Annotated in this window: 16 protein-coding genes, 1 tRNA gene and 1 pseudogene; 7 read left to right on the forward strand and 11 right to left on the reverse strand. The window is 38.8% G+C overall.

The features are described from left to right. Positions 1 to 58 precede the first annotated feature (58 nt). From AC23ME_RS13325 to AC23ME_RS13340, 4 genes are all read right to left on the reverse strand, one after another. Entirely contained in the window at positions 59 to 2,119 is a 2,061-nt protein-coding gene (locus AC23ME_RS13325; protein ID WP_487728259.1) for a tetratricopeptide repeat-containing sensor histidine kinase, read from the reverse strand. Positions 2,120 to 2,144: 25 nt separating this feature from the next. Next, the gene (locus AC23ME_RS13330) at positions 2,145 to 2,603 is read right to left on the reverse strand and encodes a deoxycytidylate deaminase (protein ID WP_487728260.1); all 459 of its coding nucleotides are present in this window, start codon (positions 2,601 to 2,603) and stop codon (positions 2,145 to 2,147) included. Between the two features lie 87 nt (positions 2,604 to 2,690). Beyond that, positions 2,691 to 3,977 (reverse strand): sugar MFS transporter, encoded by a 1,287-nt coding sequence (locus AC23ME_RS13335; RefSeq protein WP_487728261.1) that lies wholly within the window; start codon positions 3,975 to 3,977, stop codon positions 2,691 to 2,693. 149 nt (positions 3,978 to 4,126) lie between these two features. Further along, positions 4,127 to 5,557: an MFS transporter gene (locus AC23ME_RS13340; protein ID WP_487728262.1), complete on the reverse strand. Its 1,431-nt coding sequence runs from the start codon at positions 5,555 to 5,557 to the stop codon at positions 4,127 to 4,129. Between the two features lie 204 nt (positions 5,558 to 5,761). On the opposite strand from AC23ME_RS13340, the gene AC23ME_RS13345 reads away from it, so the two are divergent. Beyond that, the gene (locus tag AC23ME_RS13345) at positions 5,762 to 6,385 is read left to right on the forward strand and encodes a LysE family translocator (protein ID WP_487728263.1); all 624 of its coding nucleotides are present in this window, start codon (positions 5,762 to 5,764) and stop codon (positions 6,383 to 6,385) included. A gap of 48 nt (positions 6,386 to 6,433) precedes the next feature. Continuing rightward, on the forward strand, positions 6,434 to 6,640 hold the full coding sequence (locus tag AC23ME_RS13350; protein ID WP_487728264.1) for a hypothetical protein: 207 nt from the start codon (positions 6,434 to 6,436) through the stop codon (positions 6,638 to 6,640). Here AC23ME_RS13350 and AC23ME_RS13355 read toward each other — a convergent pair whose 3' ends face one another. The 5 genes from AC23ME_RS13355 to AC23ME_RS13375 form a co-directional block, all read right to left on the reverse strand. Further along, positions 6,641 to 7,639 carry an FAD:protein FMN transferase gene (locus tag AC23ME_RS13355; RefSeq protein WP_487728265.1) on the reverse strand — a complete coding sequence of 333 codons (999 nt, stop codon included), beginning with the start codon at positions 7,637 to 7,639 and terminating at the stop codon, positions 6,641 to 6,643. A gap of 70 nt (positions 7,640 to 7,709) precedes the next feature. After that, complete coding sequence (locus AC23ME_RS13360) at positions 7,710 to 9,905, reverse strand: PepSY domain-containing protein (RefSeq protein WP_487728266.1); 2,196 nt, start codon at positions 9,903 to 9,905, stop codon at positions 7,710 to 7,712. A gap of 9 nt (positions 9,906 to 9,914) precedes the next feature. Next, a complete protein-coding gene (locus AC23ME_RS13365; RefSeq protein ID WP_487728267.1) occupies positions 9,915 to 10,403 on the reverse strand; it encodes a DUF2271 domain-containing protein in 489 nt (162 codons plus the stop codon). A 104-nt stretch (positions 10,404 to 10,507) separates the two neighbouring features. Further along, positions 10,508 to 12,013, reverse strand: coding sequence for an ankyrin repeat domain-containing protein (locus AC23ME_RS13370; protein WP_487728268.1), 1,506 nt, complete (start codon positions 12,011 to 12,013; stop codon positions 10,508 to 10,510). 139 nt (positions 12,014 to 12,152) lie between these two features. Further along, a complete protein-coding gene (locus AC23ME_RS13375; protein ID WP_487728269.1) occupies positions 12,153 to 13,424 on the reverse strand; it encodes a hemolysin family protein in 1,272 nt (423 codons plus the stop codon). A gap of 190 nt (positions 13,425 to 13,614) precedes the next feature. On the opposite strand from AC23ME_RS13375, the gene AC23ME_RS13380 reads away from it, so the two are divergent. Continuing rightward, positions 13,615 to 13,688: transfer RNA gene (locus tag AC23ME_RS13380), tRNA-His, on the forward strand. A 742-nt stretch (positions 13,689 to 14,430) separates the two neighbouring features. Here the strand turns inward: AC23ME_RS13380 and AC23ME_RS13385 are convergent. Together AC23ME_RS13385 and AC23ME_RS13390 are read right to left on the reverse strand one after the other, a co-directional pair. After that, positions 14,431 to 15,210 (reverse strand): annotated as a pseudogene (locus tag AC23ME_RS13385) (recombinase family protein); the annotation flags it as partial. An 842-nt stretch (positions 15,211 to 16,052) separates the two neighbouring features. Then, positions 16,053 to 16,271, reverse strand: coding sequence for a hypothetical protein (locus AC23ME_RS13390; protein WP_487728270.1), 219 nt, complete (start codon positions 16,269 to 16,271; stop codon positions 16,053 to 16,055). A 49-nt stretch (positions 16,272 to 16,320) separates the two neighbouring features. Here AC23ME_RS13390 and AC23ME_RS13395 point away from each other — a divergent pair, with 49 nt between their 5' ends. The 4 genes from AC23ME_RS13395 (at position 16,321) to glgX (ending at position 20,186) form a co-directional block, all read left to right on the forward strand. After that, a complete protein-coding gene (locus AC23ME_RS13395; protein WP_487728271.1) occupies positions 16,321 to 16,458 on the forward strand; it encodes a hypothetical protein in 138 nt (45 codons plus the stop codon). A gap of 172 nt (positions 16,459 to 16,630) precedes the next feature. Next, the gene (locus AC23ME_RS13400) at positions 16,631 to 18,127 is read left to right on the forward strand and encodes an MBL fold metallo-hydrolase RNA specificity domain-containing protein (RefSeq protein ID WP_487728272.1); all 1,497 of its coding nucleotides are present in this window, start codon (positions 16,631 to 16,633) and stop codon (positions 18,125 to 18,127) included. Positions 18,128 to 18,276: 149 nt separating this feature from the next. Further along, the gene (locus AC23ME_RS13405) at positions 18,277 to 18,492 is read left to right on the forward strand and encodes a DUF3606 domain-containing protein (RefSeq protein ID WP_487728273.1); all 216 of its coding nucleotides are present in this window, start codon (positions 18,277 to 18,279) and stop codon (positions 18,490 to 18,492) included. 50 nt (positions 18,493 to 18,542) lie between these two features. Next, positions 18,543 to 20,186, forward strand: coding sequence for a glycogen debranching protein GlgX (gene glgX / locus AC23ME_RS13410; protein WP_487728274.1), 1,644 nt, complete (start codon positions 18,543 to 18,545; stop codon positions 20,184 to 20,186). Positions 20,187 to 20,198: the final 12 nt, after the last annotated feature.

A 20,198-nucleotide genomic window follows, 5' to 3' on the forward strand; every position in this document is an offset into this window, starting at 1 on the left:
AACTAAAAAAATAAAACTAAAATGAACTTAGGTGTCTTAGGTGGTTCAAAAATCCAAACTACAAAGGCAGAGTAAAACAGAAAATAGTACCACCTGCTGGATTAGGCTCGTACCAAATTTTTCCGCCATGCGCAATTACAATCTGCTTGCAAATAGACAAGCCCAGACCATACGATTTCTCTCCTTGGGTACCAAACCTTTTAGATGGTGTAAACAATTGGAAAATATCATCACCATATTTTGCCGGGATACCAATACCGTTATCAATCACCTTTACTAGCGCATCATTCTTGTTTTTTTCAATCACCACCTCAATATCCTGCCCCACCTGACTAAACTTAATGGCGTTATTGATTAAATTACTTACTACCCTAGCTACTTTAGGTGCATAAATTAAAGCATCTAAATTATCAAAAGGTGTTTTCAACTTAATATGCTGTTGTTTTTCCTCAGCTCTATAACTCGAAAGTGCAATTGCGTTCTTTACCACTTCAACTAAATTTGCCTTTGTTTTTTTACCTTCAAAGTCAACTTCCTCTTTGTTCTCAGCAGCTTCGATAATATCGTCTATTAATGTTAGGGCATTATTACAAGCGCCATCTATTAGCTTTAGCTTATCCGCATTTACGCCTTGCTCATCTTCCAAAATCATCAACTTTGTTAAGCTAGAAATACCCACCACTGGGTTTCTTAAATCGTGCGCCACTGCACGTAAAATGGTATCTTTCTCCTTATCGCTTAACCCCAGCTTGGTCAGCGCTTCCTGTAATTTGTCTTTTTGTAAAGAGATTTCATCATTTAACTCGGTTAGTAGTCTAACATTCTTTTTAGATTTTTTCAAATAGCTAAAAACTAGCACCACAATTATAATTGCCATTACTATAAACACGGTTGTGATGTAGAGGTATCTTTGTTGAGTTTCTGCCTCTCTTTTTAAATTATCAATCTCGGTTTCATTGCTCAAATTCCTAAACTGATCGTCGATATTTGTAGATTTTAATTTATCAAGTTGTTTTTGGACGGAGTCTGTTAGCGTAGTATAACGCTGTAGATGGTTAAATGCCTGCTTATTGTTACCTATTTGATTGGAGTATTTAGCATAAAGCAAATGATAGGAAGTAATATTTTCTAGTATTGGAAGGTTTCTATTGCTACTGTTCAACGACTGTAAATACTTTTGGGCAGAATCCGTTTTGTTCGTTTCCAGATAAACCTTTATGAGCTTCACTTTCGCAGTTACCACATCTACACTATCAAAACCGTGTCTTCCGTTAATGAGAATGCTTTTCTTAAGTAGGCTTTCTGCTTGCCGATATTGCTTTTGTTTCAGAAACTCGCCCCCCATATTTCCGTACAGCACTCCTCTAGCAATCAAAAAATAGCTCTTCTTACCCTGTAGTGTATCATTAGCGTTAATAAAGTCCATCGACTTTTTGTAGAAGACCAAAGCGCTATCTATTTTTCCCTGCCTCGAATAACCCAAAGCAATATTATTTAGCAGCTCTTGTTGTTTAAAGATTGTGGTAAAGCTTTGCTGGCAGGTTGCCACTTCGGTTAAGCATTCATGGAAATAGTTTATAGCCTCGTTATATTTCGATTGCCTAAACAAAATCATCGCAATGCGATAACTGTAATTGCTATTTGCGCACTGATCTATAATTATCGGCTGTAATCTCTTCGCTAAAAAATAGTTTTTATAGGCCAATTCATAGGCCTGCAAACGAAATAAGGCATCACCTTTACAGTAATGGGCAGTTGCCAGTTCCTTAATATATTTCTTTTTATTTTTGGTAGCATCTATGGCATAGAGCATGCTATCCGAATAAAGAAGCGCCTTCTCGAAATTTCCCTTAAAAAAATGATAGAAATATAAACCGTTGTAAATATTGTACCTCGACTTGTGGCTTAGAGACTTATCATTTCTTAAGGTCTTTTGTAGAACATCGTAGGCTTTCTCCTTTTTAGTCTCATCATCACTATAGCCCCAATCTGTAGCATAGGCTATCGAATCAATAAACGAGGCACTCTTTGTTTCTTGGTTTTTGCCGCATGACAACAAAACAGCACCAAAAACAATTAGCAAGACATTTGCGTAATTTAGCTTCTTCTTAAACGGCATTTTATACCGTCTAAAATAGGAAAAATTAATTACTCCTTAAAAGAGTAGTTTTAACACCAAACCTGTTCAAGAAATCTACACCTTCATCGCTGGTTAAGCCTTTATAGGCAGCATAAGAGTCGCGGTAGAAAACTTCTCTAATTCCAGAAGATAAAATTAATCTGGCACAAGCAATGCAAGGAGATAAAGTAGTATACAAAGTAGAACCTTCGATTTTTGAACCGTTTTTTACGGCATAAAGAATTGCGTTTTCTTCTGCATGTAATGCTAAAGAACAACTACCTTTACTATCTCTAGCACAACCTGTTTCAGGCCATTCTTCGTCACAATTGTGCGTATCTGGCGGTGGGCCATTATAACCAATAGAAATAATGCGGGTATCTTTAGTCAATACTGCGCCTACATGAGCTCTTACACAATGCGAACGACTAGCCAAATCTGAAGCCAAGTTCATATAAATTTCGTTGAAGGATTTTTTTGCCATGTAGGTTGAATAAAAAAGCTCTCCGAAAAATCGAAGAGCTTTCAAAATTAATGTTTTTATCGTGTTGGAAAAAATTCTATCTACTATTTAGTTTCTAGCTCCAGCTTTATGCCCTTTGGTCGCAAAGTAAATAATGTAAAGGTAACCTGGCAACATTGCATACAAGAATGCGTGTTGAAAATCGATATGCAATTTATCTTTCATAAACCCATAAACCAACGGCCAAATTGCACCACCAGCAATACCCATAATCATAATAGCAGAGCCGGTTTTGGTAAATTTACCTAAGCCTTTAATACCTAAGGGAAAAATTGCAGGCCACATTAATGAGTTTGCTAGGCCTAATAAAGCCACAAACCAAAAAGAAATTACACCAGAAGTAAATACAGATAATACCGTAAACAAAATACCTACAGAGGTACAAACCATCAATGCTTTTTGCTGACTTATAAATTTAGGAATAGTAATCATCCCTATTAAATAACCAACAAGCATAAAACCTAAAGTAAAGGCTGTTGCATTATCTCTAAAAACCTGAGGAACGGTACCTAACTCTCTTGCATAAGTCCCAATAATATCACCAGCCATTACTTCTACAGCCACGCAAAAGAAAATGGCAAGCGCACCTAAGAAGAGATGTGGATAATCAAAAATAGTTTTACGGGAAGTGCTTATACCTGTTTCAGAAACTTCTTCCTCTTCCATGTTAACTTCTGGAAGCTTAACAAACTTAAGTAGCAATGCAAAAACACCTAAAAATACAGCTAATGCGATATATGGCGTATGCAATTGATCTAACAGCTCATTTAATATCGACTGTTTTTCTGCTTCGGTAGCAGCGTTTGCTAATCTAGCTTCTGCTGCATTTGCACCTTTCAATAATAAAGCACCTAAAACAATCGGTGCAATAATGCCAGCTGTTTTATTACAGAAACCTGCAATAGAAATACGTTGGGCAGCACTATCTATTGGGCCAATGATACTTAAATAAGGATTTACCGCTGTTTGTAACAAAGCCATCCCAGAACCTTGCACAAATATGGCAGTTAAGAATAAGATATAGCTACTTTGTTCTGCCGCCGGGATAAACAATAAAGAACCTACTCCCAATACCACCACACTTACCACCAAACCATTATGAAAACCGATTTTTTTCAATATCCAAGAACTTGGAATAGCTAAGAAAAAATAGGCAATATACGAAGCAAAGGTTACTAAGAAAGCTTGCAAGTCGGTTTCGAGATCAAATGCCTTTTTAGCAAATGGAATTAAAGAGCCGTTTGCCCAGGTTACGAAACCTAAAATAAAGAAGAAGGCACAACATATTACCATGGGAAGTAATGCCGTCTTTTTTTGGTCTGGAATAGAAGTCATCGTTTAGTTTGGTTTAAATTTTCACCTAACTTAAACAAAAGCACCAACATTTTAAATAATCTTAAAAATTAAAACTTCCGCAAACGTTTGAGTTGGCACAAAAAAAATGCCTCCCAAAACGGAAGGCATCTTTAAATATATTTTAAGGACTAGTGTCCGCCTGAAACTTTTTTATCGAAGCTGATACCCTGGGCTTTTAATACTGAACTGGCCTTTAATGCATAGAACACTAGGTAAGCGAAACAAAGTACACCTACGATATAGCTATACTGTATTCCTGTATATTCAGAAACGTAACCCTGCAAATAGCTAATAAATCCTCCACCCATAATCATCATAATTAAAAAGCTACTGCCCTGACTCGTATTTTTGCCTAAACCACTAACTGCCAAAGTGAAAATACAAGGCCATAAAGTACTACAAAATAAACCTACGCTAGTAAATGCGTAAACGCTTACCATTCCCGAAGTAGACATACCAGTAACTAAAGCTAAAATACCGATTATAGAGAAAATCATTAGCATTCTAGCTGGATTGCCTTTACTTAAAACATCTGCTACAATCAACACTAGAATAATTAATCCGTAAACATAAAACGGAGCCAAATCATGCTTAGCAATAGCATTTACTAATAAAAACACACCAAAAGCTAAATACGGTGCTACAAATCTCAATACTTTTTGCAGACTGATTTTGTCTGTAAAGGCTTCAACTGCGCCAGTCCAACGTCCAATCATCATACTTGCCCAATAAAGCGAAATATATGGTGCGATATCTTTCGTTGCAAAACCCAATTTGTGGCTCATATAATCAGGCAAATTACTCGCTGTAGATACTTCCACACCTACATACACGAAAATAGCAATCATTCCTAAAACCAATTGAGGATATTTCAATGCGGATGTTCTACCTCCAACTTCTTCTACATCAGCCTCAGCTAAGGCTGGTTTGTCTGGCAAAGCCGAAAACTTTAAGAAAATAGCTACAGCTAAAAAAGCAGCACCAAGAATTAAGTAAGGAATTTTAACACTTTCGATATCGAGCGTTGTACTTTCGCTCGTGGCTGTACCAAAAATTGCAAAACTTACAATTAAGGGGCCAATTGTAGTACCGAAATTATTGATACCGCCAGCCATTGTTAAACGTTGAGAACCTGTTTTTACTGGCCCCAACGCAATTGCCAAAGGATTTGCTACCGTTTGCTGTAAAGAAAAACCCAAAGCTACGGTAAACAAGCCTGCAAGCATTAATGGGAACGAGCCCAAATTTGCGGCTGGGTAAAATAACAAAGTACCTACCGCAGAAATACCAAGACCTAATGCTAAACTGTTTTTATAGCCAATTTTGTTAATTAAGTCGGTTTTCATTAAGGCAGAAATACCGATATAGATTAAAGAACCAACAGTGTAGGCAATATAAAACGCCAATGATACCAACTGGCTCTCGCTTTGAGATAGATTAAATGCTTCTTTAAATACAGGGATGAGAATGTCGTTACTTGCTGCTACGAAGCCCCAAAAGAAAAACACAGTTACTAAAGGGATAAACTGTGCCCAGTTGGTTTTTACATTTTGTTCCATATTTGGTTAAATATTTAAGGTTTGAAAATTTTGACTAACATAGGAATTTTTTATGAAAATTATAGTGTACAAAATACACTTTGATAGTAAGGGCACTACCTATAGTTTTAGAAAACTTCAGAAATCTAGATTTGTAAAAACTGAATTAAAAATTGACGTTTTAAAACTGAAAATCGCATATTAGCAAAAATTACGAAAGCAAACATGTTTGAAGCAGTTATTTTGGGTATTGGGGCGGGATTGATTTCATCGTTTTTAACAGGTCCGGTTTTCTTCGCTATGATTAAAACCAGTATAGAAAGAGGATTTAAAGCGGGCTTTTCTTTAGCATCTGGCGTAATTGTAAGCGACCTTATTTTAATCACCATCGTTCTTTTTGGTTCACATTTTTTTGAATATAAGAGCGAATTCGATAAATACGTAGGTATTGTTGGTGGTATTTTTATTGTCGGCGTGGGTCTTTATTACCTGCTATCTAATGTAAAAATTAACTACTCAGAAGGCGATCACATCAAAGTGAGTAAACGTGGTTATGTGTTAAAAGGCTTTTTAATGTGTATCCTTACTCCTTCTACATTAATGTTTTGGGTTGTGGTTAGTGGAATTATCTCTGTAAAATTAGCTTCGTTGCCTGAAAAAATCTTCTGTTTCCTTATCGCTATGGCTACCCAGCTAGCTATTGATGGTTTGAAGACTTTCTACGCTAGTAAACTCCGTTATCGGATTAAAGAAAACACCTTAAAAAAACTGAACAAAATTGCCGGAGTTGTTATCATCGGCTTTGCCATTTGGCTTATTGTAAAAACCTATTTCCAGTTTTACAGATAAAAAACAAGTTCTTCTTCGCTTTGTTATTCCTTAACAAATTATGTTGCTATGGAACCTTTTGAAATTAACTTAGTTGGTCAAGTATTGACTATCCAACCACGCTTAGATGGTGCTTATGATATTTTTGAAGGCAGTAAATTGATGGGTGCTGTTACTCCTGCTTCAGTTAATGAACAAACCAGTTGGACTTCGCAAGAATTAGGAAATGATTATGCTAAACAGATTGGGGAGTTGATTGATGAACATAAGCTATGATTATCGCAGCTTCTTTTTCACTTTCCCTTTAAAATTAGCTGACTTAACAACTTCGCCATCATCAGTCACCATCACACAACTATAAGCGGGAAACTTCTTGATCAATTCTAAGCCCTTAACTTTTCCTAAAACCATGATGGATGTGCTAAAACCATTGCACAGCTCTGCTTTTTCACCAACTACAGTAACACTGATTAATCCTGTAGCCGGATATCCCGTAACCGGATTAATGATATGCGCATATCGTTTTCCGTTAAACTCTACATATTTCTCGTAACTGCCAGAGGTGGTAATAGCTTGTCGTTTTAATGGAACAATAGCAAGATACTTTGCTTCATCAAAAGGGTTTGTAATACCTACATTCCAAGCTTTACCATTGGGTTTTGTCCCCCAGGTGGTCATATCTCCAGCAGCATTTACGATACCTGCTTTAATGCCTTTAGCTTCCATCAACTCTCGTCCCTTATCCGCTGCATAACCTTTTCCAGTGGCACCAAAGCCAATTTTCATTCCCACTTTTTTAAGAAAGATGGTAGAATTTAAACTATCCAATTCAATATTTTTGTAGCCTACTTTAGCTACCGACTGTCTAATTTCTTCTGGCGTAGGCATTTGTTTCATAGAACCATCAAACCGCCAAATTCTATCCATTGCAGCGTAGCTGATATCGAAAGCACCATCAGTAATTTTTGAAAGATAAATGGCTCTTTTTGTAAGGTCGAACACTTCCCTGTCTACTTTTACTGGCTTAATTCCAGCGTTACGGTTCACCTCTGAAATTTGCGAGCTAGGTTTCCAATCGGATATCAATTCTTCTATCCTACTCATTTCCGATATAACTTCGTCGATATATTTTTCGGCTTGTGCTTCATCAGCAGCTACTATAGTAATATCGAAACGGCTGCCCATTAAGGTTACTGGGCGTTGACGCTGGATTTGGGCATTTGTAGCGATTGTGTATAAAAGCAATAGCAGCAGCATAAGAGATTGCTTCGTCATTGCGAGTTTACGAAGCAATCTTACAACACTATATGAGTTTGAATTCATCATGTTCTTTAACAAATGTTAATTAATAACAATCCGTTAATAACTGCCCTTTTTCTTTATAAAACGAAAGTGCATTGCCATTTATTTCCAAACAAACTTCGTTCAGTACTTTTTCTACATCTTGCTGCATCAACAAAGAACCGCAAATCATAATCACACCTTCTTCTTTTAACAATTTTGCAAGCAGGGCTGCATCATTCCTAATCAAATCCATCACATAACAATGATTTCGCTCACGTGAAAAAGCAATCTGATAATTCTTTAGCCTGTGATTTTGTATCTGTTGATCTAAAAACGATTTGTGCTGTTTTACAATTGCAGTTTCTTTTCGGAAACCGATGTACAAGCGATTATCTGAGTTTTTGGCACTTTGCGAAATCATACCCAAGAAAGGTGCAATGCCTGTTCCGTTACCAATCATGGCAATAGCTCTATTTTTTGGTCGATGGAAAGAAGCATTAGTGACCATACGAGCCTTGAATACCTCACCAACTTTTAGCTTGTTCAAATAACCAGAACCCAAGCCCGGCTGATGGAGTTTTACGACCAACTGCACATTTCCATTACAACGAGCAACCGAATACAAGCGTTCACGGTTATCATCTGCAGGATAAATAGCCAATAAGTCTCCCGATGTAAATTTAGTTCTGGCAGGAATGCGGATAGTCAGCATAAAAGTTTGCTCCTCTGCATTAACCTCTGTTCTATCCAACACCATCATCTTTTGCAAACCTTTCGGCTTTTTAGCGTATAAGGCCGGTGTTGTTGCCAATTCTATATCAGTTTGCTCGCCCCAAGCTTTAACCCAATTTACAAATTGTACGGCAGATTTATCATCCACTGTGTGTAAGCCTAAAAGTTGATTTGCCCAAGTTTGAGCCAATAGTTTTTGATCTACCTGCTTCGCAAACTCACAAAAATCTGGGTAAGCATGCGAACCAAAACCTATTACCGAAAAGTTAACTCGATGTTTTTGCTGATGTTTATCAATCAATTGCAGAAATTTACTTCCGTTAGAAGGTGGATCTCCCAAACCATAAGTAGACGCAAAAATTAACAAGTGTTTTGCATTGAGATAAACCTCATATTGATTTAACTGTGTTAAATATGAAATTTTGCCTTGGGCATTTAATTGCTCGTGTATGGCGTTCGCAAAACGGAGCGTACTTCCATTTTCAGAGCCTACCAATAAAATATATTCGGCATCTTTTCCCTTATGTTTATTCTTGATTTTGGTTGCTCTACGTTTAAGGGTAATCGCAAATCCAGAATAGATAAAAAACAAAATATTTAAGCAGGCAATACCTAAAATAATTGCCCAAATGATATTGGTGCGACCAGTATGTAGGTCTAAACTCAGATGCTCTAAAAGTAAGGTTGTAGGATATTTAACCTCACTCTCTATCTTCCCTGTAAATTGATTAACGATCAACTCTCTGTTGTTCAACTTCAGGTTATAGTATTCTTCCGGATCATCAGCAAATGGAAATTCGATCTTCTTTACCTCTGACAGTTTAGTGTTTTTGAAAAGCTTGAAATCTGCAATATTAGCTTGCGCAGGAATTTCCTCAGTCGCTACTATTTCTTTATGTTCGGCGTGCTGTTGAGGAAATAACTGGAACCGCGCCATAGAAAGATAAGTTCCAGTAAGTGCAATAATAAGTACCGGAATTAAAATTATTCTACCAGTAACTACGTGATAATACTGCGCAAAATACTCTCTAATTACTTTGGTAAAAAACCTGCGCATTCCACGCTGGCGTTGGATAACCAAAGCTAAGCCAGAAATGGCGATAAGCACCAATAGAAAGGAAATTACACCTATAATTGCTCGTCCTGTTTCTTTTAAAAACAGCGAACGGTGCAAAGCAATATTCCAAGTTACAAATTCACTTTTCTCTACCGGCTTACCTAAAACTTTACCGTTGGTAGGATCAATGTAGTTGTCGATCTCGTTGCCTTCATCATCAAAACCTTTTAAGCGAACAAAGCCATTATGATCAACATCAATTTCGCTGATTTCGGAGAAACTTTTTTTTAAAACTGGCACCGTTTGCGCCAAGGTAATTTCTTCAAAATTAGCAACTTTATAAGGCGGCATCTTCTCCTGCACTGCATCTATAGCAAGTATGGCACCGGTAACCGATGCCATAACTAGAAAAAGTGATGAAATTAATGCCAGTGCCAAATGGGCATAACGCCAAATGGATAGGGTCATCTTATTTTTTTACGGTTGTACTTTACTAAATCTAATGTATTTGATATAGCCTTTACCATCTGCTTTACCAGCAAGCGCTTCGGTAGTTAAGGGAATTTCAACATCGGCCATGTGATATTTTTGAGCTTCTACAGAACTCTCGAAACGTAATTTATAGCCTTTATTCACTACAGCATCATCTATATCGATTGTAATTAACGCTCTATCGCCACCGCCAACAGATGCACTTGTTTTACCGTCGATCTTTTTGTTTTTATTGAAGAATTTAAACCACTCCTTAAAACCATTATACCACTTCTTTTCATCGCCCATCATATAAACAGTTTTCTCGTAATCTCCCTTTGGGTTCATTAACGATACTACAATATAAGCCTCTTCACCTGTATAGGCAATCATTTGCACCATACATTTATATTTAGACGTTTGGGCTTGCGTTTGTATCTGCAAACCAAATGTTAGTAATAAACCTAGCGCACAAATCTTTAGAAAGTTTTTCATTAATATATATGTTTTTATGGGTGATGAAGCTTTCATGATTTTATTTCGATGTGAATTTTGTGTCCGAAAAACCATGAAGTTTCACATTCTACTATGTATTACAATTATTTTAAGAAGCTAACAGAAATGCTCTTTTCTGATAAAAATTTGTTTTCGGCTGCTAAGTCATAAGCAGTTTCGTCGAAGTCTGTTTTTACTGCTTTATCAGCTCCAATAGATAGCAAATATTTTAAAATCTCATCGTCTTTCGAAATTAACGCAGCTCTGTGTAAAACAGTATTTCCTTCTTTATTTTTTGCATTAACGTTAATTTTCAAATCTGTTAGTCTTTTCAATAAAGCCAAATCTAATCTAGCAATAGCTACGTGATATAAAGTACTGCCATCTTTTTGAGCGGCATTAATATCTAAACCTTTAGCCGTTAACAAGGCTAATTTTTCTGCAAACTCATCTTTAGCTGGTGCAGCGCCAGGGCCAGCCGGTCTTCCTGCAGGTCTGTAACTTTGCACTAAGTAATAGGCCAAATTGTTTCCAGCAGCATCTTCTACTTTAACGTTTGCTCCCGTACCAATTAAATAGGCAACTACTTCTGGAGAACTAGCGCTCACTGCTTGAGTTAATGCCGACTCACCTTTCTTATTTACAGCATTGATGTCTTTCACTTTTGGAGCCAATAGCTCTAACAACGCTACATTTCTGCCACCAGCAGCGGTCATAAATACAGTGTTACCTTCTTCGTTAGCTTTGTTTACATCCACACCTTTTGCTAAGAAATAGTTAATGATTTCTTCTTGATTTGGCCTGCGAACGATGTTGTGCAAAACACTGTTACCTTCTTTGTTGGTTGCCGTAGGGTTTAATTTCAAATCCTCTACTAAATATTTATACAATTCTAGCGAAGCTGATGACATACGACTACCTTGCGACGCGAATGAAAGTGCCATATTTGTTGGTTTAGCACCTTTAGCTAAAATAGTTTTCAGAAAATCGATATTGCCACTTCTAGCTGCATAATCAAAAGCAGTAGCTCCATCAGCATCAACATCTTTTATAGACATTCCTTTGCTGGTGAAATACTCCACCAATTTCAAATCCTTATCGCCAGCAATGCTTAACAATAATAAGTTTGCTCCATTTGCATATTTCTTCTTCGCATCAATTCCTAATTTGAAGAAAGTATCGTAAAGTACAGTATTAGCCTGACCTGTTGAAGCTGCATAAGCAACTATTGGTGTACCGTAGCTATCTGCCTTTTCTTTATCAGACCCACGCTTTAATAATTCATTTACTAAATCTACATTACCTCTTGCTGCTGCCCAGTGTAAATAAGTACGGCTATGGTGTGTACCTTTTGTTACCGGATTACCAGGTTGGTCTAACAAAAATTTAATGGTTTCTAAGGGTGCATCAGCATTAATTGCCATCGACGTAGCGTCAAATGCTCTTTGATCAGACTCTGTTGGGTTGCTTCCTTTAGCTATTTCAGCTTTAACAGCGTCTACGCTAGGTTTTTGTTTCCAAAAATCACCTTGCAACAAGGTATTTCTATTCTGCGCATTTGCCGAACCTAAAGCAAAAACGAATGAGGCGATAAGTGCTATTTTCTTCATTTCTAATGGATATCTTTATGAATATGCCTGCGAAATTACTTATTTAGACTAAATCTACATAATGTATTTTGTTCTTTTTTCGCTTTACGTGCTATTTTTTCCGATTACAGCAGATGTGTCATCAAAAATTTACTTCGCACTAATCCCTCGTCACCATAATCTTATCAATACGTTGCCCGTCCTTATCTACAACTTCTAGTGTCAAGTTATCAATACTAAGCCTATCTCCCACCTCTGGCATACGTTGCAGATGGTAAATGATTAATCCAGATACGGTGGTATATTGCCTCGTAACTTCCGGATCTACCTCTAAGGCGAAAAACTTCTGAAACTCGCCCAAGTTGTAGTAACCATCTACCAACCAAGAATTTTCATCCCTTTGGGTAATGGCATATTCCTTTTGATAATGTTGTGTTACATCTCCAATAAGTGCGTCGAGCACGTCATCCATCGTTACCATTCCTGCAGTAGTTCCGTATTCGTTAATCACGATAGCGTAGTGCATTTTCTCCTTTTTAAAATGCTCAATTACCTGATAAGCTGAGCGGTTCTCCGTAATGAACAACGGCTGCCTAAGGATACGAGTTAAAGAAAATGGTTGATTGGTATCATCAAACAAATCTTTTAAAAGTACCAACCCTTTAATTTGATCTAAGTTATTTTTAACACAAACTGGATACGCAGAATGCTTGTCTTCATTTATTTTTTTACGTACGGTTTCAAAATCATCATCTTCATTAAAATACACCAAGTCGCTACGATGCGTATAAAGCGCACTCACTTTTTTGTCCCCCAACTCAAAAACACGTTCCACAATATGCTGCTCAATCTCTTGGATTTCGCCACCCGCAGCACTGTCCTTTACAATAGCTTTAATTTCTTCTTCAGTTACCCTGCTTTCGCTAGTAGCCTTAATTCCGAAAACTTTTAATAGAATGTTGTTAGAGGTAGTTAATAACCATACAAATGGTGATGTAATTTTAGATAAGATCAACATCGGCCGTGAAACCAAGATGGCAACAGGCTCAGGAAATGTTAGTCCCACACGTTTTGGAAACAATTCGCCCAACACAATGGAAAGATAAGTGATAAAAACCACAGAAAGTGCTGTACCTATCTGCGAGGCATAAGGAGCCAACATCTCTATTTCAGCTACAGATTGAGCTATATTTTTGGTAATACTTTCACCACTGTAAACCCCCAACAAAATTCCAATTAGGGTAATTCCAATTTGCACCGTACTTAAAAACCTTGTCGGATTGTCAGAGAGTTCCAATGCAGTCTTGGCTCCACTGTTTCCCTTTTTAGCGGCATTTTCAAGTTTATATCTTCTTGATGATACCAAAGACAGCTCGCTCATTGCAAATATTCCGTTGAGCAGCACTAGCACAAAAATAATCAGGATTTCCATCGTTTATAACAATTTTAGGTTCACAAATTAGCATTAATCTTATTCAAATTATACGTGTAACTAAAAAATCGCTCCAGCTATTAAACACAAATAATTGACAGTTAATATTTTGCGCTTTTTTTAACTTTTTAGAGAAAAAATATTTGGTTTGAATGTATAAAGTTGTACTTTTGTGACACTAAAAAATACGGTGGCTGTAGCTCAGTTGGTTAGAGTATTGGTTTGTGGTGCCGAGGGTCGTGGGTTCGAGCCCCATCAGCCACCCTTTATGGGGCAAAGACTTTTTAAGAGGTTTTTGCCCCATTTTTTTTGCCCGTAACTCTTTGTTTTCCATATAGATTAGCTCGGCGGCCCGGTTGAGACGAGGAGTTCGACATGTACCATCTGAGTAGCTCAATTTTTCAGGAAATAAAAGCCCTACTAGATATCTTTTTGCCGGAACAGAGGCCAAATCATACAGCTTATCCAACTCTAAAAGTGCATTTACAGCATCTTGAGCCAGTTTTTTAACATTTAAAGAGTTCGACTTCTGGACAGTGATCTCCGAAAACTGCATCTCCAAACGTGCAATTGTCGAACCATGCTCCTCTTTGACCTTTCGATACTCTGTAGATTCTAGGTCTCCGAGCAGCATCAACTCCCTCGCATTATCTATTTTTCTATTCAAATCACTGATTTGTTTCACTAAAAGATCTCGTTCCTCTTTAATTGCCCTATGCTTATTATTATAAGCTTCGTTTATGCCTTCAACAAAAAGTTGTGCGTATCCCGCCCTTGGAACAAATTTGGTAAGCTCATCAACAAAAGCACCGTTGACATCTTCCGCTCGATAGCGTACACCACAAGAAGAGCGGCAATGATAATAGACCCGATAGGTTGTTTTTCCTTTTGATGCGCTTCCTGTAAGCATTCTCGTACATTTATTGCACTTAATAAAATTTCGCAACGGTAAATCTTTGGGAGTCGCAATTGTCACTCCAGTCAAAAGTTTCGACCTTCCGTCCAAAATATCCTGAACTTTATAAAATAATAATTCGGAAATTAGTGGTTGATGTAACCCTTGCACCAAATGAGCTGGCTCATCACCTAAAGCTGGAACTCTGATCTTACCACAATAGGTTGGATTCCGAATACTGATCAAGAAAGTATTCTTATCCATCTCAAGTCCCTTCTTTCTCGCCATGTTCAGAATCGACTCCGATGAGTAGATGCCTTGACTAAGTTCCTCGAACACCCATTTCATAATCGAAGCATCAGGTTCATTGATATCTATGTATCTACGGCCGTTCTCATACGCTTTTTTCAGGTATCCTTTTGGTGCCTTACCCATATATCTGCCTTCCTTTTTAGCTTGTCTTATACCAGCTTTAGTATTTAGCCCACGTCTATCATTCTCTATCTCAGGAGCCGTCAGGTATATAGCGAGCATCATTTTATTTTCCGGAATAGTAAGATCTAATGGCTGTTCTACCGCTTGAGGGTCTACCCCTAGCCTCTTAAGCGTGTCGATCATCTGGTAGGCATCCGAGGTATTACGACTGAACCTATCCCATTTAGTGAAGAGTAAAAGATTGGACTTCCCCTTCTGCTTTCGAAGGATGATCATGATCTTTCTCCACTCCGGGCGGTTAAAATGCTTGGCGGTGTAATCTTCATAGAACACATTCCGAATATTAATGTTCCTGAGTTCACAGTATTGCCTTAATACTGCCTCTTGACTTCTAGGCGAATAGCCCTTAGTCTGCTCGTCGGTACTGACTCGCACATACAGATCTGCTACCTGCATAACAAATAAATTTAAAGGTTAAACATCTCCCTCAATTGGGACCTGACTTTTGGAAGCAGAAACATCGTTAAACATTTCGCTTACAGACAATTTACACAATTTCCTCAATAAAACCAACATGAGTTTGACATCTTCCAAAGTAAGATGTGTTCCATGTTTAGATAGGATCTTTTGGGCTTTAATTGGAGTAAGCTTAAACTTTTCATTTCGACAATTAGGGAACATATTTAAAGTTTTTTTCACAAAGCTCTAACATATATCCTACCCATTATCACTACTAGAGTAAAACATGTTATTAAGGTACCCACTGATATAGTAGACCCGAACCGATTGTTAGAGAGTTTTACAAAGATTTCTAAGCTTGATGAACCTGTCTTTCATAGGCACTTAGAGCCCCAAAAATTCGTTCTAAGGGATAAAAAACGTAATTCAAAAAAATAACTAAAATCTGGTCGGGACAGAAAATCCCGACCAATTTTTCAAATCAAGATCGATTAAACTGACACAAATATTTTAAAATATTGGTGAATTTGACATTCTCGCTTTTTACCTCGAACCGCTATTAAATCTTGTCATATAAGGAGGGCTTTCCGATACGATTTTCAAAATATTTCACGTATGATTAAAAATTGGCCGGGGGCGGTATAATTAAAAACACGCTCAGTAGTAGACTCTACGTCTCTACTAGGGATATTTATCCAAAAAATTTCACTACTAGTGAAAACTGGTTGTAATAGGTGGTATAAGTGGCTAAATGGCCAGATCACTCTAAAGGACAAAAAAGGGCGGCGTCAATATCCATATCGGTTTTCCCATCAACATTTGCAATCAAGCCACGACTTTTAAAACCATGCCCTACTTAGCAAAAATTCCAAGTGATGTATTGTTTCCGATCTAAAGCAGTCCATACAGGCCATCTCGCGGGTAAAGAAAAAAGGTTTTTCCGAATCTATTACCTGAACCTTCTTTAGTTCTGTTTCTTTATTCGGCAAAAGTTCCACCACCGTATCAGCCAGTGCTGGCAATATCGCTATCGGGACATCCTGTTTTAATTCAGACATTTTTTTGTCCTTAGAGTTTATTAACATATCTTAAAAATATCGTTTGAGTATGGCTACCAACATCCCTGAAACTTCAGATAAGATCAAGATATTGAATCCGCCTGTGCTTTCTAAGACAACAGATTGGGCCATCAACGGTTTAGCATTTTTCCACTTTCCAGTACATTTTGGTGAGATAAGGTATTGAACGCATATCATGTCAGTAGATTTACAGTTAAAGCCATCGCAATCCAATAAGCCCTACAGATCTGATCTGATCAAACTAATTTCGTTGCCATCATAGATAGTTATCCCTACTCAATATTATGACGAGCACGTCTTAACCATCGACACCTTACTTAGACAAAAATGAAGTAAAGATGCCTCGCCCATCCATTCTCAAGCATCAGCAAACCATTACGGGAAAAAGATTGTTAACTGCCTACAATTATTATCAACTCCATAAAAATCAACATATGAAAGTAGCATTTCACGGCGCTGCAAGAGCAGTTACCGGCAGTAAGCACCTGATTAAATTAGACAGCGGAACACACATACTTTTGGACTGCGGGATGTTTCAGGGCATGGGCGAAGTTACCGATAAGCTTAACGGCTACTTTGGCTTTAAGCCATCGGAAGTCAGCATGATGGTACTCTCCCATGCCCACATTGATCATTGTGGTTTATTGCCGAGATTGGTTGCAGAAGGCTTCGAAGGACCAATATATGCCACACCCGCTACAATGGACTTGGCAAGGGTACTGTTGATGGATTCTGCAAAAATACACGAACAGGATGCCGAGTATGCCAACCAGCAATTGAATATCGACCAAGCGGAACAGCTACCACTCTATACCGAACAGGATGTCATCACAACCATGGGCCTGTTTAAGATTGTAGATTACGGAGAGGTATTTGACCACAACGAAGAGGTATCATTGTTGTTCACCGACGCCGGACATGTGGTTGGCAGTGCAGCAGTACACCTAACGCTCAAGGAGAAGGGAAAGACCATTCAGCTGACCTTCAGTGGAGACATCGGGAGATATTCCGACCTATTGCTGCGCAGTCCGCAGACTTTTGAGCAGGCAGACTACATCATCATGGAATCCACCTACGGCGATTCCCTGCACAAGGACCAGTTGCCCATTGCCGAATTGCTCTTGGAAACTATTGATCAAACCTGTATCCGTCAAAAGGGAAAGATCATCATTCCCGCATTCAGCGTAGGGCGCACTCAGGAACTGTTGTTTGCACTGAATGAACTAGAGCTGCAGGGCAAACTGCCCGACCTGAATTATTATGTAGACAGTCCCCTTGCAGCCCAGGCGACCCAAGTGCTGAAGAACCACCCAGAAGTTTACAATAACGGGGTGAAACAGCTACTCCAACAGGACGATGATATCTTTGCATTCAAGGGTCTACGCTTTGTGGAAAGTGCTACAGAATCTATGGCACTGAACGAAGATCCCAGACCTTGTGTAATTATTGCCTCTTCGGGCATGGCCGAAGGCGGCAGGGTACGACACCATATCCGCAACAATATCAGTAACGCAAAAAATACCATCCTGATGGTCGGTTATTGCGATCCACATTCTTTGGGCGGACAGCTCATTTCAGGACAGCCTAGCGTTTGGCTTTTTGGTCAAGAGCTACAGGTAAATGCGTCGATAGAAGTCATCAAATCAATGAGTGCCCATGGAGATTATGAGGATTTGCTGCGCTTTCTATCTTGCCAAGATCCCGCCAAGAACAAGCAGATCTTCTTGGTACATGGCGAATATGATATCCAACAGCGTTTTACCGACCGCTTAAGAGCAAAAGGCTTTAAACATATCTCCATTCCAGAATATCATCAAGAATATGAAATGGAGTAGCTAAGACCAATTTACCTTAGCCACTGCGTTTATTTCACCTTTTTCATCCGTAAAATGCCCCAATATCCGCATTAAATACCTGTTATGTGGTAATGTTAAACAAATGCTGTTTTCAATCCTTTATAGGTATAAATATTAACCAAATTGAAATGAAAAAGCTAGTTCATCAAACCATCGATCCCGATCTGTTATTGGATTGTTCACAAGAAGATCAAATCAATTTTTGGGCAGAAATTTTTCAGGTGACTCCCCAAGCTGTCAAATCTGCTGTGCGTGCCTGTTGCAACAATAGCATTGCATGCATTTCAGCCTATCTCAAAAACGTTGATAGACCAGCGGGACAGAAGCACCTTCAAACCCACTAAAACTAACTTTTTATAATTCTGTTAATAATACACCAGCCGAAAGAAGTAAAATGAACAACTATCCATCTGGATCTCCCTTTCCGCTAGGCGCAACCTGGGATGGAAAAGGAGTGAACTTCGCCCTTTTCGCTGCCAATGCCGATGCGGTAGAACTTTGCCTCTTCGAACACGGGAGCCAAACGGAGAGAAAACGTATAAAATTGACGGAAAAAACCCGATCGATATGGCATATCTATATCTATGGTATCCAACCAGCACAACATTATGGCTATCGTGTACATGGTGCTTATGAGCCAGCCAACGGATATAGATATAATGCTAACAAATTATTGCTAGATCCCTATGCCAAAGCAATTACTGGAGATCTAACCTGGGATGATAGTCTATTCGGCTATACCTTAGGTGAGGACGACCTGGTCAAGGACAGGCGGGATAGTGCGCCTTACATGTTAAGATCTGTGGTGATAGACACTACTTACGATTGGGAAGGTGTTCAAAAGCCACGAACGCACTATAACGAAACTGTTATTTACGAAGCACATGTAAAGGGATTGACTTACCTCCATCCAGCCGTACCCGAAGAAATCAGGGGAACTTATGCCGCATTAGGCCATCCAGCCATCATCAGCTATTTAAAGGATTTGGGAATTACAGCTATTGAGCTGATGCCCATTCATCAATTCGTTAACGACCGACATTTGACCGAAGAGGGCCTAACGAATTATTGGGGCTACAATACCATCGGCTTTTTTGCTCCAGACGGCAGGTATGCGGCCGATAGTGAAAATGGTGGGCAGGTAAGGGAATTTAAGGACATGGTGAAGGCCCTACATAAAGCTGGTATCGAAGTCATTTTGGATGTAGTTTATAACCATACTGCCGAAGGCAACCATTTAGGGCCTACCCTTTCTTTTAAAGGTATCGATAATGAAGATTATTACCGATTGACCGAAGACAAGCGTTACTACATGGATTATACGGGCACCGGAAATACACTGAACGCTAACTCGCCGAACGTGCTTCGATTGATGATGGACAGCTTGAGGTATTGGATCCAAGAAATGCAGGTAGATGGTTTTAGGTTCGATCTGGCTTCTACCCTTGCCCGTGGACTGCACGAGGTAAATATGTTGGGAGCATTTTTCAGCATCATCCAGCAAGACCCGGTAATTTCCCAGGTAAAACTGATTGCAGAGCCTTGGGATGTCGGAGAAGGTGGTTATCAGGTGGGCAATTTCCCGCAGGGATGGATCGAATGGAACGGTAAGTTCCGAGATTGCATTCGCGATTATTGGCGTGGCGAAGAAAGCATGCTGGCAGAATTTGCCCTGCGTATTACCGGGAGTCCCGATTTGTACCAGGATAGCGAGCGCAGCCCAACCGCCAGCGTGAACCTCATTACCGCCCACGATGGTTTTACACTACATGATCTGGTCAGCTACAACGAAAAACATAACCAAGCTAATGGCGAGGACAATCAGGATGGGGAAGACCATAATAGCTCAAGCAATTATGGCGAAGAAGGCGAAACCGATGATGAAAATATCAAAGCCCTAAGAAATCGCCAAAAGCGAAATCTGTTGACCACACTTTTTTTATCTCAAGGTATCCCGATGTTGGTAGCAGGAGACGAGTTTGGACGCACGCAAAGAGGAAACAACAATGCCTATTGCCAAGACAATGAAATTTCTTGATTAAACTGGAAT

This window comes from Pedobacter sp. T50_32 (assembly GCF_057652195.1).

Bases quoted from the DNA above. Each gene is read 5' to 3' on its own strand.
- AC23ME_RS13405 (WP_487728273.1), top strand. From the start codon at position 18,277: ATGAAAAAGCTAGTTCATCAAACCATCGATCCCGATCTGTTATTGGAT.
- AC23ME_RS13355 (WP_487728265.1), bottom strand. From the start codon at position 7,639: ATGACGAAGCAATCTCTTATGCTGCTGCTATTGCTTTTATACACAATC.
- AC23ME_RS13375 (WP_487728269.1), bottom strand. From the start codon at position 13,424: ATGGAAATCCTGATTATTTTTGTGCTAGTGCTGCTCAACGGAATATTT.
- AC23ME_RS13325 (WP_487728259.1), bottom strand. From the start codon at position 2,119: ATGCCGTTTAAGAAGAAGCTAAATTACGCAAATGTCTTGCTAATTGTT.
- AC23ME_RS13350 (WP_487728264.1), top strand. From the start codon at position 6,434: ATGGAACCTTTTGAAATTAACTTAGTTGGTCAAGTATTGACTATCCAA.
- AC23ME_RS13360 (WP_487728266.1), bottom strand. From the start codon at position 9,905: ATGACCCTATCCATTTGGCGTTATGCCCATTTGGCACTGGCATTAATT.
- glgX (WP_487728274.1), top strand. From the start codon at position 18,543: ATGAACAACTATCCATCTGGATCTCCCTTTCCGCTAGGCGCAACCTGG.
- AC23ME_RS13395 (WP_487728271.1), top strand. From the start codon at position 16,321: ATGGCTACCAACATCCCTGAAACTTCAGATAAGATCAAGATATTGAAT.
- AC23ME_RS13400 (WP_487728272.1), top strand. From the start codon at position 16,631: ATGCCTCGCCCATCCATTCTCAAGCATCAGCAAACCATTACGGGAAAA.
- AC23ME_RS13340 (WP_487728262.1), bottom strand. From the start codon at position 5,557: ATGGAACAAAATGTAAAAACCAACTGGGCACAGTTTATCCCTTTAGTA.
- AC23ME_RS13365 (WP_487728267.1), bottom strand. From the start codon at position 10,403: ATGAAAAACTTTCTAAAGATTTGTGCGCTAGGTTTATTACTAACATTT.
- AC23ME_RS13330 (WP_487728260.1), bottom strand. From the start codon at position 2,603: ATGGCAAAAAAATCCTTCAACGAAATTTATATGAACTTGGCTTCAGAT.
- AC23ME_RS13370 (WP_487728268.1), bottom strand. From the start codon at position 12,013: ATGAAGAAAATAGCACTTATCGCCTCATTCGTTTTTGCTTTAGGTTCG.
- AC23ME_RS13335 (WP_487728261.1), bottom strand. From the start codon at position 3,977: ATGACTTCTATTCCAGACCAAAAAAAGACGGCATTACTTCCCATGGTA.
- AC23ME_RS13390 (WP_487728270.1), bottom strand. From the start codon at position 16,271: ATGTCTGAATTAAAACAGGATGTCCCGATAGCGATATTGCCAGCACTG.
- AC23ME_RS13345 (WP_487728263.1), top strand. From the start codon at position 5,762: ATGTTTGAAGCAGTTATTTTGGGTATTGGGGCGGGATTGATTTCATCG.